The following is a 276-nucleotide window of genomic DNA, read 5'->3' on the forward strand; positions in this document are numbered from 1 at the left end:
GTTGTATGGTCTGTATGTTCGTAAGATGAATCCGGCTATTCTTGCTGGTGCCTGCGCTGGTGGTAGGAATAGCACACCTGCAATGAAAGGAGCTCAAGATGCTACTCAAAGTGACATGCCGGCGATTGGCTATCCAGTGCCGTACGCGTTGACTTCCGTTATCGTGTTAATCCTTGGCTATATCGCAATGGTTATCAGCTAATCGTCTTATGAGCTGAATGCGATACTAATGAAAAACGGCACTCTTTGTGCCGTTTTTCTTATGCCATTTATACG

Annotated in this window: 1 pseudogene; it reads left to right on the top strand. The window is 45.7% G+C overall.

Annotated features, from left to right (window positions below):
- Nucleotides 1–202 (top strand): annotated as a pseudogene (locus FQ668_RS27450) (transporter); the annotation flags it as partial.
- Nucleotides 203–276: the final 74 nt, after the last annotated feature.

The sequence above is a fragment of the Pseudomonas sp. Kh14 genome (assembly GCF_900291005.1).
GTDB classification, from domain to species: Bacteria; Pseudomonadota; Gammaproteobacteria; order Pseudomonadales; family Pseudomonadaceae; genus Aquipseudomonas; species Aquipseudomonas alloputida.